The organism is Shewanella sp. 10N.286.52.A9, from assembly GCF_041468985.1.
Taxonomy (GTDB): Bacteria; Pseudomonadota; Gammaproteobacteria; order Enterobacterales; family Shewanellaceae; genus Shewanella; species Shewanella japonica.
On the sequence record NZ_JBFRJQ010000004.1, the window covers coordinates 251,728 to 277,831 of the forward strand.

Annotated in this window: 22 protein-coding genes; 2 read left to right on the forward strand and 20 right to left on the reverse strand. The window is 37.4% G+C overall.

Annotated features, from left to right (window positions below):
- Positions 1-118: 118 nt before the first annotated feature.
- Positions 119-1,033 (reverse strand): LysR family transcriptional regulator, encoded by a 915-nt coding sequence (locus AB4128_RS03670; RefSeq protein WP_065107891.1) that lies wholly within the window; start codon positions 1,031-1,033, stop codon positions 119-121.
- Positions 1,034-1,309: 276 nt separating this feature from the next.
- Between AB4128_RS03670 and AB4128_RS03675 the strand changes: the two genes are divergently transcribed.
- Positions 1,310-2,470, forward strand: coding sequence for a homogentisate 1,2-dioxygenase (locus tag AB4128_RS03675; RefSeq protein WP_055023299.1), 1,161 nt, complete (start codon positions 1,310-1,312; stop codon positions 2,468-2,470).
- Positions 2,471-2,545: 75 nt separating this feature from the next.
- On the forward strand, positions 2,546-3,586 hold the full coding sequence (gene hppD / locus AB4128_RS03680; RefSeq protein WP_372036883.1) for a 4-hydroxyphenylpyruvate dioxygenase: 1,041 nt from the start codon (positions 2,546-2,548) through the stop codon (positions 3,584-3,586).
- A gap of 202 nt (positions 3,587-3,788) precedes the next feature.
- Here hppD and AB4128_RS03685 read toward each other — a convergent pair whose 3' ends face one another.
- The 19 genes from AB4128_RS03685 to AB4128_RS03775 form a co-directional block, all read right to left on the reverse strand.
- Positions 3,789-4,487 carry an RluA family pseudouridine synthase gene (locus AB4128_RS03685; RefSeq protein ID WP_372036885.1) on the reverse strand — a complete coding sequence of 233 codons (699 nt, stop codon included), beginning with the start codon at positions 4,485-4,487 and terminating at the stop codon, positions 3,789-3,791.
- A 151-nt stretch (positions 4,488-4,638) separates the two neighbouring features.
- Positions 4,639-7,548, reverse strand: coding sequence for an ExeM/NucH family extracellular endonuclease (locus AB4128_RS03690; RefSeq protein WP_372036887.1), 2,910 nt, complete (start codon positions 7,546-7,548; stop codon positions 4,639-4,641).
- Positions 7,549-7,852: 304 nt separating this feature from the next.
- Positions 7,853-8,740: a UTP--glucose-1-phosphate uridylyltransferase GalU gene (gene galU / locus AB4128_RS03695; RefSeq protein ID WP_055023303.1), complete on the reverse strand. Its 888-nt coding sequence runs from the start codon at positions 8,738-8,740 to the stop codon at positions 7,853-7,855.
- A 20-nt stretch (positions 8,741-8,760) separates the two neighbouring features.
- Entirely contained in the window at positions 8,761-10,101 is a 1,341-nt protein-coding gene (locus AB4128_RS03700) for an O-antigen ligase family protein (protein ID WP_372036889.1), read from the reverse strand.
- Between the two features lie 2 nt (positions 10,102-10,103).
- Complete coding sequence (locus AB4128_RS03705) at positions 10,104-10,733, reverse strand: hypothetical protein (RefSeq protein ID WP_156669075.1); 630 nt, start codon at positions 10,731-10,733, stop codon at positions 10,104-10,106.
- A gap of 89 nt (positions 10,734-10,822) precedes the next feature.
- A complete protein-coding gene (locus AB4128_RS03710; RefSeq protein WP_119968633.1) occupies positions 10,823-11,554 on the reverse strand; it encodes a tyrosine-protein phosphatase in 732 nt (243 codons plus the stop codon).
- Positions 11,551-13,767 carry a polysaccharide biosynthesis tyrosine autokinase gene (locus tag AB4128_RS03715; protein WP_055023306.1) on the reverse strand — a complete coding sequence of 739 codons (2,217 nt, stop codon included), beginning with the start codon at positions 13,765-13,767 and terminating at the stop codon, positions 11,551-11,553. The genes AB4128_RS03710 and AB4128_RS03715 overlap by 4 nt, the downstream gene beginning before the upstream one ends.
- Positions 13,767-14,288, reverse strand: a complete 522-nt coding sequence (locus AB4128_RS03720; protein WP_192022836.1) for a polysaccharide biosynthesis/export family protein — start codon at positions 14,286-14,288, stop codon at positions 13,767-13,769. Before AB4128_RS03720 ends, AB4128_RS03715 begins: the two co-directional genes overlap by 1 nt.
- 11 nt (positions 14,289-14,299) lie before the next feature.
- Positions 14,300-15,499, reverse strand: coding sequence for an outer membrane beta-barrel protein (locus tag AB4128_RS03725; protein ID WP_055023308.1), 1,200 nt, complete (start codon positions 15,497-15,499; stop codon positions 14,300-14,302).
- A 41-nt stretch (positions 15,500-15,540) separates the two neighbouring features.
- Positions 15,541-16,941, reverse strand: a complete 1,401-nt coding sequence (locus tag AB4128_RS03730) for an undecaprenyl-phosphate glucose phosphotransferase (protein ID WP_065107882.1) — start codon at positions 16,939-16,941, stop codon at positions 15,541-15,543.
- A 10-nt stretch (positions 16,942-16,951) separates the two neighbouring features.
- Positions 16,952-18,196, reverse strand: coding sequence for an O-antigen ligase (locus AB4128_RS03735; RefSeq protein WP_144430134.1), 1,245 nt, complete (start codon positions 18,194-18,196; stop codon positions 16,952-16,954).
- Positions 18,187-18,873 carry a heparin lyase I family protein gene (locus AB4128_RS03740; RefSeq protein ID WP_372036893.1) on the reverse strand — a complete coding sequence of 229 codons (687 nt, stop codon included), beginning with the start codon at positions 18,871-18,873 and terminating at the stop codon, positions 18,187-18,189. The genes AB4128_RS03735 and AB4128_RS03740 overlap by 10 nt, the downstream gene beginning before the upstream one ends.
- Positions 18,874-18,910: 37 nt before the next feature.
- Complete coding sequence (locus AB4128_RS03745; protein WP_372036894.1) at positions 18,911-19,642, reverse strand: WecB/TagA/CpsF family glycosyltransferase; 732 nt, start codon at positions 19,640-19,642, stop codon at positions 18,911-18,913.
- Complete coding sequence (locus AB4128_RS03750) at positions 19,639-20,748, reverse strand: glycosyltransferase (RefSeq protein WP_055023313.1); 1,110 nt, start codon at positions 20,746-20,748, stop codon at positions 19,639-19,641. Before AB4128_RS03750 ends, AB4128_RS03745 begins: the two co-directional genes overlap by 4 nt.
- A gap of 1 nt (position 20,749) precedes the next feature.
- Positions 20,750-21,643, reverse strand: coding sequence for a glycosyltransferase family 2 protein (locus tag AB4128_RS03755; protein ID WP_055023314.1), 894 nt, complete (start codon positions 21,641-21,643; stop codon positions 20,750-20,752).
- A complete protein-coding gene (locus tag AB4128_RS03760; protein ID WP_080915932.1) occupies positions 21,640-22,785 on the reverse strand; it encodes a glycosyltransferase in 1,146 nt (381 codons plus the stop codon). The genes AB4128_RS03755 and AB4128_RS03760 overlap by 4 nt, the downstream gene beginning before the upstream one ends.
- Positions 22,772-24,187 carry an oligosaccharide flippase family protein gene (locus AB4128_RS03765; RefSeq protein ID WP_156003264.1) on the reverse strand — a complete coding sequence of 472 codons (1,416 nt, stop codon included), beginning with the start codon at positions 24,185-24,187 and terminating at the stop codon, positions 22,772-22,774. Before AB4128_RS03765 ends, AB4128_RS03760 begins: the two co-directional genes overlap by 14 nt.
- A 17-nt stretch (positions 24,188-24,204) precedes the next feature.
- The gene (locus AB4128_RS03770; RefSeq protein ID WP_372036897.1) at positions 24,205-25,119 is read right to left on the reverse strand and encodes a polysaccharide pyruvyl transferase family protein; all 915 of its coding nucleotides are present in this window, start codon (positions 25,117-25,119) and stop codon (positions 24,205-24,207) included.
- Complete coding sequence (locus AB4128_RS03775) at positions 25,116-26,081, reverse strand: glycosyltransferase family 2 protein (RefSeq protein WP_372036899.1); 966 nt, start codon at positions 26,079-26,081, stop codon at positions 25,116-25,118. The genes AB4128_RS03770 and AB4128_RS03775 overlap by 4 nt, the downstream gene beginning before the upstream one ends.
- Positions 26,082-26,104 lie beyond the last annotated feature (23 nt).

The following is a 26,104-nucleotide window of genomic DNA, read 5'->3' on the forward strand; positions in this document are numbered from 1 at the left end:
CAACAAAACGCCACGACTTCGGCCTTTCAGCTCCCTAACGTCATTGGATACAAAAACACGATAAAGACTTGCAATTCACAAGCTTTTATTGAGTGACAGTAGATACTTGAATGCTAAGTTAAACGACTGTCGATTGATGTTGTTTACTATCAAACAATGCGAACTCTTCTAAAATAAGATCGGTAAATAATTGCCCCGCTCGCCCTAACGGCCGCTCCAGTGTAGACACCAATTGTGGGGTAAATCGAAAGCGGTGGCCACCAACAAAATCGACAATGGCTAATTGCTGAGTTTCAATTAACTCACTGATTAAAAACTCTGGCATCCAACCAAAACCTAAACCTTTTAATAAGGCGTTTTTCTTCATGATAAAGCCAGATAGGTAAAACACTTTATCACCGCCAAATTGCAGTTCGTCTCGCTGCTTTGTTGGTGATGAATCTTCAATGGTTAATTCAACATGTTGCTGCAGCTCTGACAAGCTCACATTACTTTTATTAGCTAGCGCATGTTGGGTTGAACACACCAATAAACTGGTGACAGTCGGCAATGTGGTGGCAGAAAAATACGGCGCTGCGATATAGTCTTTCACTAGCATTAAATCGGCTTTATCTTGCTCAAATCTATGCTGCACCCCGCCTAAAAATTCCATATTAAGTTGCACTTTCGTCGGCACATTATTCTCTGACATACGTTTTAGGGCAGTCATGATTGGCTCCATTGGTAATGCGCCATCAATAACGAGCTCAAGTTTCGGCTCCCAACCTTCGCTAAAGCGGCTGGCTAAATGCTCGATATTGGATAAATGCTGCAACAAACGCTGGCCTTCGGCCAAAATCACGCGTCCTTCTGGTGTGAGCTCTGCACGATACTGATCTCGATTAAATAATTCGACGCCTAAATGCTGCTCGAGCTTTTTAACTTGATAGCTCACTGCAGATTGCGCCTTGTGTAGTTTTTCGGATGCTTTAGCAAAACTTCCTTCTTCAACAAGCACTTGCAGTACATTAAACGCTTCAACATCAATTTTCATCGTACACCCCAAGCTCAGTTGCTGTTCAGTAGCCGTGACACTATTGTAAACAAAACAATACCATCTAAAAATTTGATGGAGTTACGCGCTTTATTATTCTTTTTTTTGTTCATACTAGCAACTAAATTGATAACTAGATCACAAAGTGGTTGATTTAATTGCGCTAGAAAACCCATGTTGCAGATGCGTAAAGTATGTATTTAGCACATACAAATAACAAAAAAGAATGCGCCAATGACGATATCGATCGCTTATATTTGAATTTAAGGAGTCAGTATGCCGGTTTATGTTCAGCAAGGTCAGATACCTGCTAAACGCCATATCGCTTTTGAAAAAGAATCAGGCGAGCTTTACCGTGAGGAGCTTTTTTCAACTCATGGTTTTTCAAATATTTACTCCAATAAGTATCACCACAACATGCCAACCAAAGCCTTGGCTGTTGCGCCTTATGCATTAGATCACGGTGAAGCTTGGCAAGATTCGTTAATCCAAAACTACAAATTAGATTCGCGCCAAGCAGATTGTGACGGTAACTTCTTTAGTGCCCGTAACAAAATTTTTTATAACGCTGACGTGGCGATGTATACCGCTAAGGTAACTCAAGATACTCATGAGTTTTACCGTAATGCTTACGCTGACGAAATTGTATTTGTGCACAATGGAGAAGGCACACTCCTAAGTGAATACGGCGAGTTAGCCGTTAAACAATGGGACTATTTAGTCATTCCTCGTGGTACCACCTATCAGCTTAAATTTAATGATTTAACGAATGTCCGTTTGTTTGTCATTGAAGCTTACTCGATGGTTGAAGTACCGAAGCATTTTAGAAATGAATACGGCCAAATGCTTGAGTCTGCTCCTTATTGTGAGCGAGATATTCGCACTCCACTACTTAAAGATGCCATAGTTGAACAAGGCGAATTCCCATTAGTCAGTAAGTTTGGTGATAAATACCAAGTCACCACTTTAGAGTGGCACCCATTTGATTTAGTGGGCTGGGATGGCTGCGTCTACCCTTGGGCATTCAACATCACCGAATATGCACCTAAGGTTGGTAAAATTCATTTACCGCCGTCTGATCACATCGTTTTTACTGCTAATAACTTTGTCGTATGTAACTTTGTACCACGCCTGTATGACTTTCATCCGCAATCGATTCCTGCACCTTATTACCACAACAACATCGACAGCGACGAAGTGTTGTATTACGTCGACGGTGACTTTATGAGCCGCACAGGCATTGAAGCGGGTTATATGACTTTACATCAAAAAGGTGTCCCCCACGGACCGCAACCAGGTAAAACCGAAGCCTCCATAGGTAAAACTGAGACTTATGAGTACGCCGTTATGGTCGACACTTTTGCACCACTGAATTTAACCGCTCATGTAAAAAACTGCATGAGCGACGATTACAACCGTTCTTGGATTGAATCATAAACACTGATTCACCTTTACATAATCAAACGTCACCAAAGAGTGGCGCTAAAAGCAAAATAAATTAAGGAAAACACAATGGCGAGCGAAACAAACCCACTTGGTCTTTTAGGCATTGAATTTACAGAATTTGCCAGCCCTGACACTGATTTTATGCATCAAGTGTTTATTGACTTTGGTTTTTCTATGCTTAAAAAAGCAAAAGCGAACGATATTGTTTACTACAAGCAAAATGACATTAACTTTTTACTGAACAAGTCTAAGCAAGGCTTCTCGGCGGACTTTGCTAAGTCACATGGCCCTGCTATTTGTTCTATGGGTTGGCGCGTTGAAGATGCTGAATTTGCTTTTAACGAAGCTGTTGCACGTGGTGCAAAACCAGCTGACGATGCAGCTAAAGATATGGCTTACCCTGCTATTTACGGTATTGGCGACAGCTTAATTTACTTTATTGATGTGTTTGGTGAAGCGCAAAACATATACAAAAATGATTTTGAAGATTTAGCCGAGCAAATGATTGTTGAAGAAAAAGGCTTCATGGAAGTCGACCACTTAACCAACAATGTTTATAAAGGCACCATGGAAAAATGGGCAAACTTTTATAAAGACATTTTTGCTTTCACTGAAGTTCGTTACTTTGACATTAGCGGCGCACAAACGGCATTGGTGTCTTATGCTTTGCGTTCACCAGACGGTAGCTTCTGTATTCCAATCAACGAAGGTAAAGGCAACAACAATAACCAGATTGATGAATACTTAGGTGAGTACAATGGCCCAGGTGTGCAGCATTTAGCATTCAGAAGCCGTGATATTGTTGGCTCACTTGATGCGATGGAAGGCACTGCGATTAAAACGCTAGATATTATTCCAGAGTATTACGACACGATTTTTGATAAGTTGCCACAAGTGACTGAAGATCGTGATCGCATTAAACATCACCAAATTTTAGTTGATGGCGATGATGAAGGTTATTTACTGCAAATCTTCACCAAAAACTTATTTGGCCCTATCTTCATTGAGATCATTCAACGTAAGAACAATCTAGGCTTTGGTGAAGGTAACTTTAAAGCTTTATTTGAATCTATCGAGCGAGATCAAATGAAACGTGGTGTGCTTTAACCTATTTGTCATGCGAATTAAGGCTTAATCCTCTCCCCGAATTACGCCCTTAAGCGCATGTTAAGGCTAAAGCAAAAGCCCGCTGTTATTAACAGCGGGCTTTTTACATTAAAAGGGTCAGGAAATATTTATCAAAGATTAACTGATGTACAAAAGAGATGACTAAAGTTTTCATCGACACAAGCGGCTGGCTTTTACCAAATTAAAACGGCACTTCACATTCAATATTCATCAATTGTTTGGTAACTGGATGGGTAAAGCTTAAATAGCTAGCATGCAATAGTAACCTTGACGCAAGAGCATGTGACTCACTATTGCAATATAAGTCACACCCTAAAATGGGATGGCGTATATATTGGCTATGAATTCTTAATTGATGAGTACGCCCTGTTATTGGAGTGAACTTCACTTTTGTGATTGGTATTTGTTGAGTGCTAGCGCTATCTACTATTGTCAGCATAGTTCGCTCAAGTACTTCAAACTCTGATTTCGCTTGTTTGCCAGAATCAGGGCAAATCTTCATGTAAGGAAAGTTTTCAGTATCTTTCGCAATTGCGGCATTAATCTCTCCATATTGAGCGAGCGCACTCGATACGTGACCATGCAAGATTGCATGGTATGTTTTATCAATGGTTTTATCTTGAAACTGTTTCGTCAGTAGTCCATTGATGGATTTATTTAATGCCACCAGCATAATGCCAGATGTACCAAAATCTAACCTATGCACTAAGGTTGCACTTGGAAAATCTTGCACAAGCCGATAATGAACCGAGTCTTTATTCAATGGGTTCTTGCCAGATAAACTCAATAAACCACTGGGCTTATTGATTAGCAGTAAATGCTCGTCTTGATACAGAATTGAGATTTGCTCAGCGCAAGGTGGGGCAATAAATTCAGTCATGGTTACCTAAACCGTCAATCAAGGTTGCATAGTAATAAAAAGGTGGCCAATAGGCCACCTTTTGTACTTAACTTGCATTAAGCCAACCGTGAAATTACAACATAAAACCCACTCTTATTGAGAGTCAGCTAACTTAAATCGAATCAACTCACTAAAAAGCAGTTGATTGACTGTCAGTAGCACCTTGGTTATCAGTTACCGTTAGCTGCACACTATTCGCTGTTCCTGCACGCTTTAAAACCAAGCGGCGATTAACCACATGGCCATCATTAAATAGCCACTGCTGAGATGTGATATAGCCATCCTCGTCGGTACTAAATGAAATGAACAGATCAACGAACCAAAGGTCGATATGACGAATATTCGCAACTGGTGGAATATTCTCGATAAGATCTACCACCTCGACAACTTGGCTTTTGCTGCTAAGTAACCCTTGAGAATCTGTCACTGTCAACGTGATGGTATACGTGCCATTACTGCTGTACTCATAACCAGCCACATTACCTGAAGATGTCGCTCCATCCCCCCATGACCATTCATGCGTTAGTTGCTCATCATTATCGTCAGTTGATGTAGAAACAACATTGACAACACCACCTTGCAGAGCCCAAGTAAAATCAGCTATTGGCGCTTGATTGCTGGGTAAAAACTGTAACTCAACAATCATAGGATCATGATCCGAAGAGCGATATGCATCAGCTTGATAATAATCACTTAGTTGCGCTTGCGATTTGTTCTCTTCATTGTAATCAATCACAACAGGTTCATCGGCATTTATATGCCACTCTGACACATTTAGCACATGTTCAATCAATGCACTATTTGCTAATGCATGATCTACTTGCCCTGCTTTACCATTATATAGATACGAATAAGCGTTTGATTGGCCAGTGTGTTCAAACAACTCAATATAACCAGCTTGCTTCAATGCCGTAATAGGATCTTCTTTAGCGTAAGCATTTAAATCGCCTATCACTAATGCCTTTAACTCTTCACCATTGTCCGTAAACTCTTGTGCTAACCAAATAGCTAAACCTTGAGCGGCACGAGTACGAGTTACATTGCAATTGCCTTGACCGTCATTCATATCTGGATCGCCAATACTACTGCAGCTGCCCCCTTTAGATTTTAAATGATTCACCGCAACCACGAACGATTCGCCAGATGCATCATCAACAAATACTTGCGCTAACATTGGGCGGTTTTTGCTACTATCAAAAAATACAGCGCCATTTTCATCTAATGGCGAATTAGCACTTGAAAGGATTTTCGCCTCACCAACAGGGCTTACCTTATCCGCTTGATACAACAGCCCTACTGCAATTTGATCAGTACCAATAATAGAGTTAGTTGCGCTAATGAATTGATATTTTGCTTCCCCCACTGCAGCATTAAGCTCAGCGACTAAGGTAGAGATAGCTGAGTTTGCGCCAAAGCCATCATTTTCAATTTCCATTAAGCCAACAATATCTGCATCAATATTTAATAACGCACTGACAATTTTAGCTTGCTGACGCTCAAACTCACTGACGCTATCAGCGCCACGGCTGGTTGGAAATCCTTGGCCTGCGCCATCACCGTTAAAATAATTCAATACGTTATAACTGGCTATCGTGACATCCGCTGCTAAAGAGCGCTCAGGCGATACTGTACGAGAGTTGGTCGACACGACATTGACCATTTCGGTCGGCATCACTCGGTATTCATTAAAACCATAATGAAGTACACCCGTTAAGCTCGATACAGAATCACCTGCACGCAGTGTATTTGTTGCGGATAATTGCGGTGCAGGATAAGGGACAACATCAGGGTTTGAAGCCGTTTTTCCATCGTCAAGTATCACCCGGTCATATTGGTAGCTAGCTTCTAGTGCAAGTGCATTAGCGCCAGGACTCATTATTTGTGTCCCAATAAAATGCCTGCTGCTACCTAATTGAGCTTCACCATATTTACCTAAATTACTGACTGAATTAACCACTAAGCTCTGCTCAAAACGCACTCGCATACCTTCGTACGGTTCCAGCCCCACACCTTCTAATGTGGGTAATGTCACCATTGCTAGCGTCGGTAAATTTTGTTGGGTTTGGCAAATTGTCCATGCTGAGACATCCGCGAGCTCAGTTAGGTTATTATACTCTTTCACTTCTGCCTGAAGGCGGACACGGTCACCTGCATTCACCGCAATCGATGCATTTTCGGTATAAACAAATATGCCTTCTGACGTCATCGGATCGGCATCAGATTCAGCATCTGCCATTTGTAAGTAAAAGCCTTTTAAACCAGCTTGCATATCAGCCGTAACAATTGCCTCAACCACGACAGTCTCACCCAGTAGTGGGCTAATATCGGTTGCACCTTGAATCGCATGAATAGCTATTGCTGTCTCGCCGCAAATGAGCTCCACGGGATCAACAGGGTCTGTTGGATCTGTTGGGTCAGTAACTGAGCCATTAAAGTTCCCTAAATCTGAAAAGTCATTTTGAGCAAAACCGAACCAATTGGCTAACGTCACCTCGTCGTCTACAACAACATCAGCCACTACGCCATCATGATCACGTCTTAACGTATTGTCTTTAGTTGATAATTCACCTTCTCCCCATTGCGAACCGGGATCAACCCCAACCTGACCGAGCGAGTCAATAATCTCTGATTGATTAAGTAATACAATGGCATCATCGCCATTAAAAAAACTACTCGTTGACGTTTGCTGTGCCTTGTCTAGTATTTCGCTGCTAGCATCATTATCAGCAAGAACAAACGTCGCCCCAGCTTGCACTTGGCCGACTAAGTCGATACTAGTGCCACTGGTTGTATTTCCATTAAAGTAAAACTGTAACTGATAACCCGTTAAATCAATGTCGCTTTCTGTCGGGTTATAAAGCTCAATTGCTTTATTGTTACTGCTACCTTCAATATATTCAGAAATAATAAGATCATCTGCAAAGGATGCTGAAGTTATCGCCGTACAAGATAATAGCCCCAGCGATAATGCGACTTGGCTTGGCTTAATGTACTGCTTAATGTATTGCTTAACGTCATTTGGTTTAGCACTTAAAAACATGTCGAGACCCCTAGATTTTTTCTTTCGTTATGTATTCGCCTTTTTGGCGTTTTGGTAAATCTAAAAACCAATCGACTATAATGAGCGCCGGTTGCAAAAATGTTAAATCCAGATTTCAATTATCTGAATTAATTGAAAATAACACTTTCGACTTATAAAGCTTGATAGGTAGTTTGCCAGTCTTATAAACCTGCTTTAGGTTAAATGCCAGACACAAAAAAACCGCTCATAGAGCGGTTTTATTAGCTTGATGTACGCCTAACAACTAAAATATTACACGACGTTTAAGCGCTAAGGTTTTAGGTTAAAATTCTGACAGCGTCTTTTTAATTTCTTTTAAGAAGTCTGCGCCAAGTTTTGGATCTCTTAATCCGTACTCAACAAACGCCTTCATATAGCCCAACTTATCACCACAATCATGGGATTTACCCGACATATTAAAGGCTTCAACCGTGTCTGACTCAATCAACATATCAATAGCATCTGTTAATTGAATTTCATCGCCTGCACCTGGTGGTGTTTTAGCCAGTAAATCCCAAATTTTTTCAGAAAGTACGTAACGACCTACAACAGCTAAGTTAGATGGCGCTTCTTCTACTTTCGGTTTTTCAACCATTTTAACGATCGGAGATGACTGGCCCGGTAAAATTGCTTCGCCATTACAATCAGCAATACCGTATTTGTTAACTTCTTTCTCATCAACTGGCGCTACCATAATCTGACTAGCCGTTGTTTCGTTATAGCGACTGATCATCGTAGACAAGTTTTCAGTACGTTGATCAGCACTGTAACCATCAAGAATCACATCAGGAAGCACAACGGCAAATGGGTTTTCGCCAATACACGGTTTCGCACATAAAATCGCATGGCCTAGTCCCTTAGCTTCACCTTGACGAACATGCATAATCGTCACGTTTTTAGGGCAGATAGACTGAACTTCGTGTAATAATTGGCGCTTAACACGCTTCTCTAACGTAGATTCAAGCTCGTAAGATTTATCAAAATGGTTCTCGATAGCGTTTTTACTCGCATGAGTCACTAAAACAATTTCAGTGACACCAGCGCTAACACATTCATCAACAATGTATTGAATCAATGGTTTATCGACAATAGGTAGCATTTCTTTTGGGATCGCTTTGGTAGCGGGCAACATACGTGTTCCAAGCCCTGCGACTGGTATTACAACTTTCATATCAATGTCCTTGTTAAAGATTAAGATTTTTGTCGATGAGATTTTTTGTCTGATGGCAGATAACGAACTTGCCAACACAACGTAATAATGGTGAGAAATAGCAATGTATTTGCAGGTGACTGTAAGTTAAAGTCGACCGAAATATGAATCAGCATAAACACGATGGCCATTGCACAACCAAAGGCGATTCCCTTATATAGTTTATTGTTTCTTAGATACATAGTTCGGCACGCTAACCACAGTGCATACAATACCCAAAGCCCTAAAAAACCAGTGAAAATGACACCATACTCAATTGAGAACTGAATATATTCATTATGAGCATGGTCATAAAAACCACTGTAAAACTGGGGCTGATAAGCCGGAAAAACCGTATAAAAGCTCCCCCCACCTGTGCCTGTTAAAAGGTGTTCTTTAATGATAGGTAAACTGTCTATAACAACTTGGTCTCGAGTCTCAGAAGCAAAGCTTGTATCTTGAATTCGTTGTTTAACTTTATCGACACCAAACATCGAACCTATGATAATTAAATCAAGGATAAAGATACTCATCACTAAAGGTTTAAAGAACCTAGGCTGGCGTTTATAAATAAAAATCGCGATTAATGACGTCAAACCTAAGGCAGTAAAAAAACCTGCATTACCCATTCTAGAGCGGCTTAGCACTAAGCCTATCACCATGATGACTATGGATAAGCGCAATATTAACTTGCGGCTAAATAAAGTGGATAAGACAGAAACAACAAACTCTCTAACATCAAATTTAGCACTTGATGTTTTTAACTCAGACACTAACCAACCAAATGCTATACATAGGCACAGACCAAGATAATTAGCGAAATGATTTTGATATACAAATGATCCTCTTGCTTGTGAGCCATCATTAAAACCAAATACCGGTGAAGCATCTAAGTTTACCAAGCTTAAACCTGTACCATAAGTTGCCTGAAAACATCCTGAAATAACAATAGCAATCAACAATAACTTGAGTGTTTTTGGGGTTTGAAAATACTCCGATAACAACACAATATAAATGACAAAACAGCACGTTTTTATCAGTTGTTGAATTGATTGATAACTGTCAACTGTTGATATGCTAGGTATCCATCCCACAATTTGAAGGCATTGATAGGCAACAAAAACCCCAACAGGTAATAGCAGTTTTTTTTGCCACTTAAACGTCAGAAATAATCGATCATGCTTAACACAGTTAAGTAAGTGGATTAACCCTAATATGACAATAAATATTTCAAGTAAGGACAGTGCCCAAATACGATTACTACCTAGAGGAATGGGTGCCCAGATCACTAGAGCGCAAAGGCACCAAGTCATCAGCATCGAAAAGAAAGTGGTTTTAGCCATTATTAATGCACTTCTTTAATCAGGTTTTCAGAACAAAGCGCACGATTTAGCCAATCAATATTTTCTTCTGATAAAGGTTTTTGTTGATAACGAAAAAAAGAACAAAGTGTGTTCTGTCTGTTATATTTTGTTGATAAGTATTCTAATTTTTTGCGTAAACGCCAATTTGAATTAACCGCTAAAAGTGATAAATCAAAAATACGACTCTTTTGCGTTGCAGATAGATTTGGCCAATAAGCCAGTCCAATCGCCAAGGCTTGTTCAATATTTTCAGTAATATAAGGTCCGTATTCAAAACTTTGCTCACTGTATTGCCAAGCTTTTGGAAAATCATGCTGAATAAAAGCTAAGTTGTAGGCGTAATCAGCATAAGCATTTGGCCAGGTAGGACGGTTCTCTATTGCGCGCATGTATAAATGATTGAACAACTCATTATTTGCAACGGAGTAACCTTCAAACACTCCCCACTCCATCACTTTGGCAAATGTTAGCAAATAATGAGGGTTGGCAGGTTCAATATTAGCGGCAAACTCAGCAGCAAGATAAGCATTGGAATATTGTTCTTGATTAATGGGCTCATTTTGCCATTTATCAACATAAAACGATGACTTAAAATGATATGCACTCGCCAATATTTTTTGCCCTAAAAACGGCAATGAAACCAGCATTGATATAATTAAAATGCAATATATGCCATTTCTGATAGATAGATTAAATTTCATCATGATTTTAAAAATAATGACTCAGAAATGGCTCTAGGATTATCAAGCACCAATGCATCAGCGCGATGTTGACCTACGAGTTTTTCAGCGACTTGATATGCCTGTTTTAATTTAGGCGGACGACGGTTTATCGAATGAGAGTCAGAAGCAATAATAGTATAAAGATTTTGTTCTAAAAATAACTGACTTAATTGCAGCGGCTTTTCTCCCATATCACCAAGAAGTGAAGATGCAGTTAATTGAAATAAACACCCCAACCTTTGAAACATTTGAATTCGTTCAGGGTGAGTTTGAAGTTCCCTATTTCTTTCAGGATGAGCAATCATAGGAATAATATTGCGAGCAACTAACCAGCGAACTAATTTATCAGCACCAGGCGGTATATGACTACTTGGAAGCTCTAACAATAACACGTCTTTATCTTGGTATTTTCCGAGAAAAGGAATTTGACTGTTTTCAATAAATGGGATTATTTCTGGGCAAATTCTCACTTCTGCAGCTGTATTAAGGGCAAGGTTTAACTGGCTAAACCGAGTGTCATTCACCAGCAATTCGTATGCTGCATTGATGGACGCCAACGTATTGTCGAAAATTCCCAAATGGATATGTGGCGTAGCAACAACATGGGTTATACCTTGCTCTGCTGCAAGCTGCAGCAGAGCAATCGATTCATCTAGTGACTTAGCCCCATCATCAATACCAGGCAAAATGTGACAATGCAGATCTATCATGATGCTTTTTCGTTATCTTGTTTAATGGCATAGTCTTGGCCATATGCTTGATAATAACCATAATCACCGTTGTAATGCTTCGCTTCTTTAGTATTAAACTGATTAAGCACAACACCCACCACTTTTCCACGTGCTTGATTGATTTTCGCTAAGGTCATTTTTATAGCATCAATCCGTGTATTAGCAGATTTTACAACGACAACTACCGCATCACATTTCGAAGATATAACCAATGCGTCACTGACGGCATGCACAGGTGGTGTATCGATGATGATTTTTGTATAAGACTTTTTCAGCTCAGCTAATAGATCAGCAAACGTTTCAGAAGATAAAAGTTCTTGTGGATTTAGCGGAATAGCACCAGCTGGCATGATGTCTACATTTGGCTTAATATCACTAATAATACAATTTTCAACTGTGTCCGTTTTAGCCAGTAAATTAGCCAAACCCGGTTGATATGTTGGTAAACCAAATCGCACACCCAAACTTGATTTACGTAAATCCGCATCTATAAGCAGAACCTTCTCCATCGTCGAATAAGCAAATGCTAAATTCATTGATACATTTGTCTTGCCTTCGTTGGGCACAGAAGAAGTGACTTCAATGGTATTTAAATCACTACCAATGCTCATCAAAGAGATAGAAGTTCTAATTGTACGTACAGCTTCTGAATGTAAGGGGAGGTTCTTGTCATAGAATGCAAAATTAATATCTTCGAAAGAGGCTTTTTTATTTGCTTTCGGAATGTAACCTAATGCACGTTGAGCCAATAGCTTTTCTACATCTTCATTACTCTTTACCGTGTCATTTAAGGCCTCAAGTAAAAGCACCACAACGCCACCAAAAACTAAACTTGCAAAGAAGGTTAATAAAACCAGCACTTTCTTCTTAGGTTTAACCGGTAATAACGGGACAACAGCTCTATCGGTAAACCTTGCAATCGGCGAGTCAAAATCCCCTGTCACTTCGGTTTCTTTTTGACGAGCAAGAAAGCTTTCAAACAATTGCTGATTTGTATCAATTTCACGGACCAAACGGCGATAGTCAGTATCAATACTACTCAAGTTTTGATAAGAGCCTTTTGAATCATTGAACTGTGCTTGTAGATCTTGTAGCTTTTGCGCGGCAGTTTTTGCTTCATCCTCAATGCCTTGAACAAGGCGTGTAATTTGTCGATGTAGGTTTTTCTCAACGGTAGCGAGTTCTGCATAAGCTGCAATCATTTTAGGGTGTTTAGGGCCGTAAACTTGCTCTAATTCAGACACTTTTCTTTCGACTAAAACGACTTCCCGTTTCACATTTTGAATTGATTGATGTGACGTCACTTCTGGTAAGCTTTCGAGCCTACTGATATCAGTTGCACCATATCGTTGTACCACAGACATGAAACTATCAGCTTGGGCTTTTCGTGACCGTGCTAGCGTTATTTCGTCACGCAGGCTTTCGAGTTCTTTAGCATCTAGTGCTGTAACACCTTCAACGTCAATAAGTCCATTATTGATTTTAAACTCTTCAAGGCGATTTTCAGATTCATCGAGCTTAAGCCTCAACTCTTCTAAACGACCACCTAACCAGACGTTCGCTTTATGAGTCATGCCAGATTTAGCTTCGAGTTGACTTAATATATAGGTATCACCAATGGCATTCGAAACCAGTGCAGCAAGATTAGCATCAGGGCTTTCGTAACTGATTTTAACTAATTGCGTATTTCTGACAGGTGAAACTGAAATATTCTTTGAAAAGCCTTCTATCAAACGTTGTTTTACCGCATTTTCATCGACATTAAACTCCCCAGCTTGTTCTTTGGGGACAAACTTTAAGTTCGATTTTAGCTGAGAAAGTAAACTAGGCGGTTGATTAAAAGTGGGATGATTAATTAAATCTAAATCATTAAAAACTCTTTCTGCGATTGTGCGAGATTTTATTATTTCAAATTGGGTTAAATAATACTCTTGTTGACCAGAGTTTATACCATACACTTCGTCAATTTTAATCGCTTTCGCTTGCTCTGATTCTATTAATAACGTTGAAGTCGCACTGAAAATCGGTGTCATACTTAATAGAAAAAACGAAACTAATACAGATACCAAAACTGAGAACGTCAGTATTCGCCATTTATATCGAAAAAGTGGCTTAAACATTTTCTTAAAATCAACAATCTGATCCATAGGTTGCTGAAGAAAAGAAGTTGCTTGATTATCGTTTTGAATCATTAAAAGAATCTCTGTTCAATTGTAATAGTATCGCCAGCATTTATTTTGCTGTTAATTGACCCTTTTTCTGAGTCGATTTTACTGTTTTCTCGAGATATGAATATTTTATCTCTCGATGCTCTTTCCGTTAATCCACCAGCTAACGCAATAGCTTGGTTAATTGTCATTCCAGGATTGTAAGGATAACCACCAGGTTTATTAACTTCACCATGAATATAAAATGGACGATACTCAATCATGCCAACATATACATTTGGTTTAACGAAATAGTCGCCTTTAAGGCCGTTGTAAACTAAGTGTTCAACTTCTTTAATCGTTAACCCTTTGACATTTAAAGAACCTAAAAAAGGGTAATTAATTTTACCGCTATTTGTTATTTGTGTTTCTAACGTTAATGCTTCTTCACCGTAAACTTGAATAATAATGGTATCGCCAGATCCTAAACGATAACTTTCATTGGCATAAGCATTTCCAGTTATGGTAAATAAAAAAATAACAAGTGAACAAATTATAGTTTTCAACGACCTCTCCTTTACATTGTCATTTCAGCACGGATGAAATAAACATTGCGATCATAATCGAATCTATCTTCAGTTGAAGAATTTTGATTAAAGTCGACTCCTGGTTTTATCAATAACCAACGAGTAACTGCGTACTCTAATGCAACTCTTACTGAGCTAGTGTCATCTTCTCGAGCAACCCCTGTGTATTCTTCATTTGTGAATGTATACGCAACTGTACTTGCTAAAAAGTCAGACCATTCATGTTTCCATTTTACCCCATAGTTGGTTTCTTTAACGTAGTCACCAAAGCTATTAGGATCTTTACTATCACGGCCTGTTGTGAAATCAAATTGGCTGTATGTTAATGGTTTCCACGTTAATTTCGCATCCCATGCAATACCACTAAAATCTTCTCTGTCACTATTATCAAACGATTTATTTTGATAACCAACCTTAACGTGACCTTCTGTCGTTGATGTGGCTTCCCAGCTCATACCAAGTTTGGCATTTTGAGTTTGACTATCGCGATCCCCAGTAGGGTCAAGTTCATCATAACTCGTGTCGATGTTCTTCAATTCAAGGAAAAAGCTACTTGATGATTGAGTATCATAAAAAAATGTCGCCCCTAAAATGACATCATTATAATTACGGTACTGTGTCACTGACTTAAAGTTGGTATATTGTTTCTCAAAATACTTAGCGTTAAGTTGAACTCGTGCTGGCGTCCCACGAGCACCATATTCGTAGTAACCCCCTACCGAATACAGTTCATATGTATTAGGCTCATCTTGTACACCACCAGCACCAGCAAAAATCCCCGTACCTCGATCGTCATGACCATTAATATACATAGCATTAAGGTTAAATTTATTAGATTGATTTATCTCAACATCGCCATTAGCTTTTAATAAGAAATCAAGATAATTATCATCTGAACTATCAAAGTATTCAGCATACTCTAGACCCGCTTCTACTGAATAAGCATTATTACCATCAAGTAATTCGGCTTTAACAGCAGGCGTAACAGTTAGTATCCAACTGTCTTGTTTATTATCATTTGAACTAGCAATGTTATCATCGTATTTCAGAGCCGTATTTAAACCTGGTGTGATATCAACGCCAGATTCCGTTCTAATAACACTCGCATTTTCATTCGCAGAAAAAGCAGAATGACTCATAAAACTTGTAACAACCAATGCTAATGCTTTTACTTTAAACTTAGGATTCATTTCCTTTGACCTTAATAATTAATCATTAATTAAATAAACTGTTAGTAAGCGTTTTTTCCAACAAAACCTTTAAAAATAGTCATAAATACAATTTTGAAGTCCCACATTAAGGACCAATTTCGTATGTACGCTAAATCGAACTCAACTCGTTTTTCCATCTTATCTAGGGTATCGGTTTCACCACGCCAACCATTGATTTGAGCCCATCCTGTAATACCTGGCACGACTTTATGGCGGAGCATATAATACGAAACAAGGCTTCTATATTCTTCATTGTGGGCTACAGCATGCGGACGAGGACCAACAACTGACATATCACCAAATAACACATTAAAAAACTGAGGTAATTCATCCAAAGATGTTCTTCTTAAAAACCTGCCAACACTGGTGATACGAGCGTCGCCTTTTGTTGCTTGCGTGACCACTGATGCGTTTTCCACCACAGTCATGGAACGAAACTTCCATACTTTAATCTTGCGACCATCTAAGCCGTATCTGTCTTGTTTAAATATCACAGCCCCTTTCGAATTCAGCATAATAGCGATACTAATCGCGATTAATAATGGAGAAAGCGCAGTAATAGCAACGGCACTGAAAATAATGTCGAACGTACGTTTATAAAAATGTTTCATTCCATTTAGTGGCGACTCAAATACACTAATAGTATCGATTGAGCCCACACTGCCAATCCTTGCTTGCATCAAGTTCTTAAGCATGAAGTCAGGGATAATGAAAACGTCCACTGTGGTATCACCAGTTTTTTTGATGATTTCGGCAATTCTTTTTTCAGCCACCATAGGTAAGCAAATATACAACTTTTGAATGCGACCAGCTTTTGCTAGATCAATCGCTTTATCGATATTTCCTTCTAACAAATTAATTGGTAGACCAGTCATTCTATCCGGCTGTCTGTCATCGTAAAAACCTGCAAAACGAAAACCTAACTCAAAGTGCTGCTCGATTTCATCGTAAAGTTGATGCCCACTTTTTGTTAGGCCAATGATGGCAATATCTTGATTGTTCCGACCACTTTTACGCCTGTTACTTTTAATAACTTTCGTAACGACTCGCCAACTGATTAATAAAATAAATGCAGAGAAAAACCAACCAACAATAACAACCCTAGAAAATGAGTCACCAAGTTTAAAAATAAAAAGAATTGCCGATAAGCACATAAAAGTAAGCGATACAATACAGCTTAATAACAAAATCATTTTTGAGAACTTACCTACTCGCCAAGAGCGATATAATTGCATTGACTCTGACAAGTAAGCGTAAATTAATAGTGTACTTATGATTAAAGTAAAATAGTCCTGCGAGAATTCAATACCATATGATAATGCAGCTATAACAAATGTTGTAATAATTATAAATATATCTACCAAACGATATAGAAAACTATATCCATCAGTTTCTAATGAGAAAGAGTTATTAGCTAACATTATAAAAACCTTAATGTTGATTTAGTTGATTACGACTAAATGAGGTATTCGAACTTAAAAATAAAAATATAATGAAAGTAAGCCAAATAAAGCCAACTCCCATAAATGCACCACTTTCAGAAAATCCAAAACACAAAATAGTGACAATTCCTGAAGCGGAAAGCACTCTATTTGCTGATGCATAATGACTAAATGGAAACTTGAATATGTTAGTTAAAACAAGCGATAGAAAGGCAAATAAACCGACAAATCCTATCCCTAGAAAAACATCTAAAAACGAATTATGTGCAGACTTTGCTTCCCAACCAAAATCCAGTGAAAACTGATGCATAATCTCTGGTCTTGAAAATAGGCCTAGGCCATGACCAAATAAAGGTTTATCCATACCGACATAAAACAGTATTTCCCACAACTCCGTTCTGCCAGTTAACGTAGGGTCTTTACCTAAAGCATAGGTAATTTGCTCAAAGTACACTGAAAAAGTGAACGTACTAACAAACACAATGACGAGAAATAAATAGTAAAGAATGACTCTGACTTTAGGGTTGGACAAACTTAGAATAAATGTAAAAAAGACAAAACAAATCAATCCTAAACCAAATAAAACTAAAGATGTTGTAGATTGTGACTTTGCAACACCGATAAAGCTTAAAAAATAAATAAATGCATATAATTTATTATTACTCGCATTTTTTGAAATTATATAATACAAACAAAATAGTGAGGTTAATACGCAAAAGAAGCCAAATACATTTTTATGTAAAAAAAGCCCTCTTAACGCCCCAGCATGATTTGCAGCCATAATGCCATATTGTGGAAGAAGCAAAGCATAAATAAAGCTGCAGATTAATACCAAAAAAACAAAAACGGAGAAATTATGTACCATTGCATTTATACCAAATCGTGCACGGTAAAAACATAACGGCAAAATCACCACAACAAAAGACAATAAATATCTTACCGAAAGCCCTTTGTAATGCGACAGCACAATAGATAAGACTATAGCTAGACCAAGCAGCATTAATGAAACTGAGTTAAAACGCAGAGCCTGCAAACATTTAGGGTAAATATAAACATATACAATGATTAGCCCCAAAATTAACGCCTGAGCAAGTTTTTGAGGTAGATAACTTGCTGACCCCAATTGAGACTCAACATTTGGATAACCAATGCCGATTCCTGAAGTTCTAAAAAATACCAGGAAAAGCATCGTACTAAGCAAAATGTATTCTAATCTATCCCTAGTTAATCCCAAGATACTGCCTCAAATGTGTAATCCGAATATGAATAGTTAAATCGATCACCTAAGCGCCATGAAGTAGGTTTATAGATACCTAATTTAATAAATGGGCCTTTGTTGTCATTAAACGTATTCGGCCCCTTCAAAGAAGCAATTTGCTCACCATTAATGTTAACTGCTAGCCATGCTGAATCGGATATTGATAATATTCCTTTTAATTCGAACTCATAGATTTTGTCAGGTTCAATGTCGTAATCAGCAAAAAATAACCGAGAAGAAATAGTATTTCCAGAGTTTGAACAATGACCAGAGTCAGTTATTGATAGCTGACTTTTATCCCAACGATTAAACATACGTAATTGACCGTTTAACACTTCTAATGCCATGACAGGGCAACGCCAGTCCTCACCCATTTTTTTATCTGGAAATGAATGTATTTGGAAAATACTGTGCCACTGACTATCTGTTTTATTTACGCTGCTCGTTAAGAAACTGAATGAAAGACTAAAAGGTTTATCTAGCACTAAATCTGCCTGATTAGTTATTTCACAACGTTTCTTACTTCTTTCTCGGTAACCTAAAGACGAGTAAAAATTATCGGTATTTATTTGATGCTCGCTTGAACTGCATTCGCGTCCCCACTCGTTAAAACTCTGCGATGTTTGCGATTGTGCAGCGCTCGTTAAAGTCATTAACAGGCAGCAAGCGAAAAATAGGGCTAGGTATATATTACGCATGTAAAGTTGAGTATAAAAATTTAACATTACCAATTACATAGCGCTTGAACATCCGCTTTGGCTCTATTAGAAGTCTGTAAAGCCACTCAAGCCCCATATTTCTGATAAATGAAGGGGCGCGTTTCACTTTACCACCAAGAAAATCAACTATTGCCCCACCACATATAATTAATCCTTTATCTAACTCTGTGGTTAACTGCATTGCCACCATTTCTTGTTTTGGCATTCCCATCGCAAGCAAATAAATATCAGCTTGCACAGATTTCGACAGTGAAACGTAATCTTCGGCGCTTGCAAAACCATTCTTTACAGCAACAACTTCTAGGCCTAGTTTTTCAAAAGCGGGTTTAGCAGATTGAAGGATTTCATCGCTAGTACCAAAGATTGCAAGTTTCAGCGGTGTGGAGCTTTGCGATGATTTGTTAGCCAAATGCCTTAATAATTGAGGAATGAAATCAGTGCCATTTAAATTAAAACCAAAATCCATGTTTAAATTTTTAAATAACAATTTGACCCCTATTCCATCTCGAAAGACAAAATCACTATTCAAAAGGTGCTGATAAAAATCTTTATTTTGTTTTGCTAAGTTGAAACCGTGAGCATTAGCAAACGCAACAGTCACCGTTTTTTTGGCTTCTAATGCATTTTGAATGGATTGAATAGCTTGTTCTGGTTGAGAATAAATAGTTAATTTCTCAGCTAAAGTTTTAAAAGTTGAACTCACGTAAAAGCCTTTAGTTTTTGAATGACGAAATCAGCGCGGTTATCCCAGCAATTATTTTTCGCAAAATTGATGCGAAAGTGTTTTTTCGCTACTGTGTTTGTCGTTAATTCATATGAAATTTTTTGAATAAATTCATCTACCGAAGAAGTAACAGACAGGTAACCCTTTGTATTCTCATCTACATCGCAATTGGTACAAACGACAGGTAGACCATACGAGAAAAACTCATAAACCTTTAACGGGTTGCGATATGTGTTAAATGTGTCGAAAGAATATGGACAAATGCCAATATCAAAAGTAGAGATTAACTCGCTTAATTCCTCATAAGGCACATAACCTTTCTCGATAATATTTGAATGGCTATCAATAACCTCTTGCGCCTTAGCATTCGATACCGGACCAACAAGCACTATCTGATATTGAGGGTACTGTGTGGCAATTGATTCAAGTATTTCACTGCTAAAACTGTTATCAATTTGACCAATAAATCCAATAGTGACGCTATCTTTAACCACTATATTATTAGGTACATTCTGGTTAATTAAGCTTCGAGATATTGCATTTGGATAGTAGAAAGAATGACTGCGTTTAACATTTTCCTGTTGAAGTAACCTATTACTGGTAAATAAGCTTACTAAGCTGGTATTTATACATTGTTCGACAGTCTCATCAAATCGGTCATTCCGGCCATAAAAATATCCTTTATCATCTTTATAGTTATCGTATTGTAAATACACTAAATTGTCGGTTGGAAGGTACAAAAATTGATCTGGTTTATATATCCAGTGAAATAATGAGGATTGTGAAATATCATTCTTCATTCGATATAGCGTTAGCTGGCATAAGATTGGCAACTTAACAAATAAAAACAGCAAAAGACTATGCTTAAAAGCGATAGACAGAGGCAATAATGTATATAACTCTTGTTCAGTTACCTTAGATGAGCTTTTAGCGAGCACGTTTTTATTGTTACGAGAGCTTAAAAAAAACCTTGGTCGATTAAAGAACGTACAACCACCATCCAACTTTTCTGAAATTGCCTCAACTTCGCGTTTTCTATGATAACTTGAGAAATCTTCAGAAGTTGAAAAGAAAAATATGTGCATTTTATCGCCCTGAAGCTATTCCATCATTCACAATCAAGCCGCGATAGAATCCGAGCATCCAATAAACACCGCAAACATACATAAATGGGCTGTAAATAAGTAAGTTCGGAACACTAAAGGCATACTTTAATTGACGAACGTTAATACGAGTCACTTTAGCTAACATCAATAATGGCAAGATCATCGCCATCAAAATTTTCCATAACACTTTTTCAGAGTGATTACCGTAACGAATGAAATATAGGTTATTACCCGTTATTGAAATCTTTTTAAGTACTTTTTTTAATGGAGAGTCTTGAATTTGATAACCAATAACATCAGGGGCTAGATATAACGTTTCACCATTAGAAACTAAACGTTCTGTTAACTCAGTGTCTTGCATTCTAGGTATATCTTTAAATCCACCGTAATTAAGAAACACTGACTTATCGAAGATCATAAATGCTGAGCTTAAATTACTGCGCTTTTTAACTTTTCGTGTAGATTGAGATTCATGATTGAAATAGAAGTGCTCTACGTTAGCTGAAAAGTCATTATTGATATCACGATTTAACTCTAAAGCACCGCCAAAATTATTGAATCCGTTAGTAATATTTCGGCGTATGTTAGCAATGGCATTTTGCTCCAAAACAACATCAGCATCAATAAATATTAAATGACTTCCTTTACTTGCTTTAGCACCGATATTGCGGCCTTCACCAGGGTTAAACCGAACCTCTGACTTGATAAAGGTAACAAACTGATATTTTTCACAAATACTTTTAACTTCATCGTGTGGAGAGCAATCAACCACGATGACTTCTACATTTTCATCCTTTTGACTATCTATTGATTGCAAGCAAGGATCTAGGTTCTTTTCTGCACAATAAGAAGGAATGACAACTGACAACATCATGTTTTTTGTACTCCAATGACTTCGTTATAAATTTTTTCTAACTTTACTATTTGTTTATTAAAGCAATGTCTTGTCTTAACTTGCTCAATCGCTGCAGTACTAAATGCCTCTCTAATTGATGGGTTATCAATTAAATAAATCAGTTTTTCGGCAAGTAATTGCGTATTTTTGGGTTCGACCACATATCCTGATTGATTATTGATAATGGCTTCGGGCATTCCGCCAGAGTCAAAAACAACTGCAGGGATCCCCATAGATTGTGCTTCTACAATGGTGAGAGCCAAGGCTTCTTCATGACCATTTTCAAGTTGGATACTAGGTTGACAATAAAGACTTGCTGTACTTAATTCTTGTTTCACCTCATAGCTTGAAAGACGTCCTTTCAATTTAATTTGAGGAGAAATGGCATTTGCTTGTTTTTTTAATGAATCATGTAAAATACCATCGCCGATAATGACCAATTCCCAATCAGGGTGATACTTTAATATGATTGCCATAGCATCAATCAAATACGATAAACCTTTGTATTCAACATTCCTTGCTACACATAATATTTTTTTCTCTTTATCAGCATTATTATTTGAAAAGTATGCTGTATCTATTCCAATATAATTGGTGATAATTTTATGTTCCGGAAATCCCTTTTTGATTAATTTCTTTTTTATAAAATTTGATACTGCAATAAATACATCACCATTATCAGCAAGTTTACTCATATCCTTATGAAATTTATTTAACAGTTTTCCATGTTTTTGTGAATTAACGTGATCAAGGGAAATATCCAATCCGTGAAAAGTTGTAATATGCGGAATACTATTTTTTTTTGTTATGCCAATTGAAGCATAACCGTTTTGCCCGAAATGACTATGAACAAGTCTTACATTATTATCTTTAAAAAAGCGACTAATCGATGGAAGCTTGATACCAAGCTTATAAATAATATCTTTTATTTTTCCGAATAAATTAGTATTTAAAACTAGCTCATTATCACACCTTACCGATAATCCATCTGATAATTTTTCACTGACCAATACAACAGCGTTAAATTGCTGTAGGCCCTCGATGTGATTTTTTATAAATGTTTCAGAGTAAGGCAGGTACTTATTAGTATTAATAGCCACTGTTAATTTATTTGCTTTCATTAGAACGCCTTAAAAACGTGGTTAAGAAGCTCTTTTCAAGCAACATAATGAACGAACTATAAATCAATACACCTATAGCAATTGATGCCATTAACATGTAGAAATTATTTAGCACAAAGTTATCTTGTGCCACTAACACCAGTAATGACATAAAAAACAATGAAATAAACGTTTTAGTATGTATAGTGAACTGTTTTAAAACAGGTATATTTAATCGAACACTCATCTGATAAGTCGTAAATGGTAAATTAAACAAAGACCTAAACAAAATTGACATTACAACAGCATATAAACCTAAATATGGAATTAATAAGTAGCACAGTAATAGCGAAATAACGCTTGATAAAATATCAACTTTTAGCGTTGTTTTTGGTGTTAACAGCGCAGTCAAGACTGTTGGAATATACATCGTCGTTAATGACACAACAGTACAAATAGCTAATCCTATGATGATAGGAACTGCATCAATCCATTTTTCGCCAAATATCGTTAAAATTAAAGGTTCAGCAACCAACGCTAAGCCGACAAATAATGGGGCAAAAATTAACATCGACACTTTTGAAAACTTTATAAAATCAGCAAGTAGACAAGTCGATGTTTTATGTGCAGAAAAAGTTGGTAGTGCATAAGAAATTGCACCACTCATTAATGCAGTCCTTGGCATGTCCACAATTCGCCATGCAAAAGCAAATACACCAACGGCTCCTGCTCCGAGGGTTGCACCAATTAGTAATGGTAACCCTTTGATATACCCTTCCCAGCTTAATTTACGCAGTGCTACAGAGACACCTAGATGAGTAATGTTAATAAGCTCTTTGAAGTCCATCCGACCTGACAAAGTAATCTTTTGAGCATTAATTAAAAAGATAAGCCCGAAAAACTCTATTAAAATAGCTTGGATTACCATGGACATGGCGCCAAACCCTAACGTCACCCCTATTATACCTAAAGACGCTCCCAGTAATTTACCAATCAATAAGCGCTGAGATAATGACTTAAATGCATGTCTTCTGCGTAACAGCGCTGTATAAATAGCATTAAGAAACAATATTGGAATAAGCACAGATGAAGTAAGGGCTAATTGCTGATAATCAACACTCTCTGTCACCCAAAAACTAACAAGAACGAGAAGCAAAGCAGTCAATAAGGATAACGTTAGTCCTCCGATAAAAACGGTATTAATTGCTTGCTTTTCAAGTTTCTTAACACACACCATTGGATCTTGAAATAAAGTACCAACAACCTGCCCCAAGCCCATAGATGCGGCTAAGACCATAGTTGCGATACCAATTTCAGTTGGCGTTAGAAAATATGCGTAAATAAAAAACGAGGTCATTGAAATAAATGACGCGCCGAGTTTTTCCGATATTATCCAAATGATAGAATAGAAACTTTTAGACAACTTAATCTCCAACTATATTAAGCGTACCAACGCTTAATATATCGCTCTAATTTTTTATATTTATTATCTAAAGCTTCACAATTCATTTGTAGCAACTGGCTTAAAATCAACCCATGTAATCTATCCGTTTTGATTGTTTTAAACCCAATAAAATAGCTATAGGCTTTATGTACCAATTTTGTATGTAAATTATTTACAAGAAATCCAGTTAAACCGCGAATATTAAGTCTATTGTTTTTCTTAATGATAAACTTGCTTATTTCAAATAACCTATTGAGATGCTTTGGAATAATGTCTATCCAGTCAACAGATATTGCAGTTTCTGTATTGGGTGCCGCTTCAACATCTTTTCTTAGAAAATACAGCTTAGAATCTATAGCGGCTTCTGATGGGTTAAACGTTCCAAAAAGAACAGTCGCGATATCAGGACAAAGTGTTACTTGACTGACATTTTCAGACACAAACTGTTCAAAAGAGTGTTCATCTCTGACAAAAATGCTAAAGTTTCTACATGTTCTGTAAAAGTCACAATCATCTTTAAACGTATTTAAGTTACTATAATGTATAGACTGCGGCATCAAAACAAATTGATTGTTAGGGAATTTAGACAAAGCTAAATGCCTAAAATTTTGATGTAAGGAGTAAATATCTCCGAAATTACCTCCACCTTGCAATACGCAAACAACATCTTCCTCAATTTGTAATTTATCTAATCTCGCTGGTTCATAAGCTGAAATAGAATCAATGATTGTCACATTTAATAGTTTGAATAGTTCCAGTGTTCCCAGATACAGCAGGCTATCACCAACATTTAAATTTACAGGAACATCAAGAAACAAGACTTTTTTATTTTCAAGAAGTGGCTTAAAAACCCTCAGTAACTCTTCTTTTTGCTCTAGCAGCTTACTAACGCTGCAACTCACTTCAATCACTTTATAATTCCCTTAATCCGTCTTAAAATCCTTGTTGGTACACTGCCATCTGCACCAGGGGTATACTTCCTGTAATACTCTTCTGAATCAGGGTTAAATGCACATTCAGCAAGATTAAAATAAAACTTATTTTTTTGATACATTTTAAAACCAGCATACGTTGCCTTTAATGTATCGATAGGCATCCCTTTTTTTAAGCCATCTATTTGCAACAGAAAGGAATGAAACACGACGCTCAGCAATGGAGATTTCAGCTTTAAAGATAAATATGTTTTATTTCTAGCATGATAAGTCCAACGACCCGCATTCCATGCAACCCTGTGCTCAGCAGAGACCTTGTGACCAACGCCAATATTATGTAAATACTCTATTTCATAACCTAAATTGATGAACCGTCTCGATAAGTCAACTTCTTCATGGAGGAAAAATAATGAATTATCATAGCCATTAACTTGTTCAAAAGCAGATCTTCTGATTGCGTGACCAGCACCAACAAAACGCGTAGTAAAGAAATCTCTATTGGACCAATCAACACTTGATAAACCATAAGACCAACTTGACTCATCATTACTTTCTGTACCAAACCTTTTTATATTAAAGGCAATAACAGCAGTTTTTGGCCTAGTATCATACGCTTTTATTACTTTTTCTAATTCAAAAGGCGTTAGAAATTCAGCATCATTATCAAGTGATACAATATAATCCCCGTTACCTAATTCCGAAGCTTGATTACGCCCTTCTGGTACCCCTGTATTCGTTAAATTCTTTTGTAAATGAACATTTGGATATACATTTACAAGCGTCTCAATATCTTGAACACATTCAATCTTGGAACCTTGATCGACTACATAAACATTTAAATCTATATTTTGTTGTTCTACTGCACTAATAATGGCTTTCTTAGTATCTTCTGCACGATCCCAGGAAAGAATAATCACATCAACTTTTTTATCAATTGTCATTTAAGGGTCCAGCTTATCCAAGT